The organism is Roseibium sp. RKSG952, assembly GCF_009711355.1.
Genome location: NZ_SMMF01000537.1, coordinates 1 through 1,666, shown reverse-complemented (window position 1 = coordinate 1,666; position 1,666 = coordinate 1). Strand labels below are relative to the sequence as shown.

The window sequence follows — 1,666 nt, the reverse complement described above, 5'->3', positions numbered from 1 at the left end:
ATTTACGCGTGAACTTTTGAATCAGACTCTTAGATTCACCTGATTTCACACCGGGGTAAATACCTATTCAATTGTAGGCGCCTGCCGAATAGGTGAGTTCGTAGCTGTGACTGTATAGCTCGAAGACAATGCCGAAAGGGTCTTCGACATAGACCATCCGGTAAGGTTTTTCACCCGGAAAGTACTCACGGATCGGCATGCGTTGCTTGCCACCAGCGGCGATGATTTTCTCAAGTAATCCTTCAACATCCGGATCCTGAATTGCAAAGTGGAACGTCCCGTGTCGGCGGAAATCGAGATTGTCTTGCGGGGCCGAATTGCCCTCAAACTCGAACAGTTCAAATCCGATCCGGTCTGCGGTGGACAGATGTGCAATGCGAAAACGGCCCCATCCCGCGCCAAATACATCGGTACACATCCGTCCGATATCGCTGTCGTCCTCAATGATTTCGGTTGGCGGCATGATCACATAAAAGCCCAGTACATCGGAATAGAATTTGACGGCCTCCTCAAGGTTGGGGACCGATAGACCGATATGGGACATTGTGCGTGGCACTGGTTTCATGGTGGTGTCCTTTCAGGCGGGGTTACATCTGGAAATTAGGGTGACCCGAGCGCGATGGGAAATTATCAATCCTTTGGAAAATCATAATGCTGGATAATTGAATATGCTGGATTCCCGTTGGCTGAAAACCTTTGTCGTACTGTGCGAAACTGGGCATTTCACCAAAACCGCCGACATTCTCGGCATGACCCAGCCCGGCGTGTCACAGCATTTGCGCAAACTGGAGGCCGCCGTGGGGCAGCCGTTGGTGAGGCAACAAGGGAAGAGCTTTTCCCTGACTTCTGCTGGCGAGCAAGTCTTCGCACTCGGACAAAAACGCCGAGATGAGGACCGGCAGCTGCTGGAAGGGATTAGCGAAGACAGGAGCGATATCGGACGTGTTTCCATCGGATGTTCCGGCAGTTTTGCGATGCTTTTGCTTCCCGAGTTGCTGTCCGCAATGCAAGCTTCTCCACAACTGGTTATTCATCAAGAGGCAGCACCACAGTCAAATATTCTGAATGGTGTACTTGAAGGTAGGCTGGATCTGGGTGTGATCGGGCACAACCCCGGTCATCCGAGACTTGCAGCCGAATATTTGGGAACGGAAGAACTGTGTTTGCTCCTGCCTTCAAGCATGGCATGTAGCAATCCGGACTTGGAGACATTGGAGGGCTTGGGATTTATCGCCCACCCCGACGGATATGCTTATGCTGATCTGGTGTTTTCGGCCAATTTCCCCAGTGACTTTCAGGGGAGTGACCGGCTGCGGGCGCGCGCGTTTGTAAATCAGATCGGGCAGATTCCTGCTCCTGTTGCCGCTGGTGTTGGCTACACGATCCTTCCCAGAAACGGATTTCTGGCCTTTCCCGGACGGGATCAGGTAAAAGTGGCGGATATGCGGGAAAGGCGTTTTTTGGATCTATGGCTTGTTTGCCGTCGCGGGCGGCATATGCCGGCCCGGATCAAACACCTCGCAAATATGATCAGATTGATCGCCACCGTTTTGGAACACCGTCGTCTTGAGCGGACAGGCCGCGCCGGTTAGTGACCGGATGTACCACGAGGCTGCGAAAGCAGTACGGCTAGGCGCCGAGCTATGGTTGAATCTGGTGTCCGGGC

The 1,666-nt window shown here is 53.0% G+C and carries 2 protein-coding genes; one reads left to right on the top strand and one right to left on the bottom strand.

All coding sequences use genetic code 11. The features are described 5' to 3' along the window. Positions 1–67: 67 nt before the first annotated feature. Positions 68–565 carry a lactoylglutathione lyase family protein gene (locus tag E1297_RS02070; RefSeq protein ID WP_155133281.1) on the bottom strand — a complete coding sequence of 166 codons (498 nt, stop codon included), beginning with the start codon at positions 563–565 and terminating at the stop codon, positions 68–70. A gap of 103 nt (positions 566–668) precedes the next feature. Here E1297_RS02070 and E1297_RS02065 point away from each other — a divergent pair, with 103 nt between their 5' ends. After that, positions 669–1,592, top strand: coding sequence for a LysR family transcriptional regulator (locus tag E1297_RS02065; protein ID WP_155133278.1), 924 nt, complete (start codon positions 669–671; stop codon positions 1,590–1,592). Positions 1,593–1,666 lie beyond the last annotated feature (74 nt).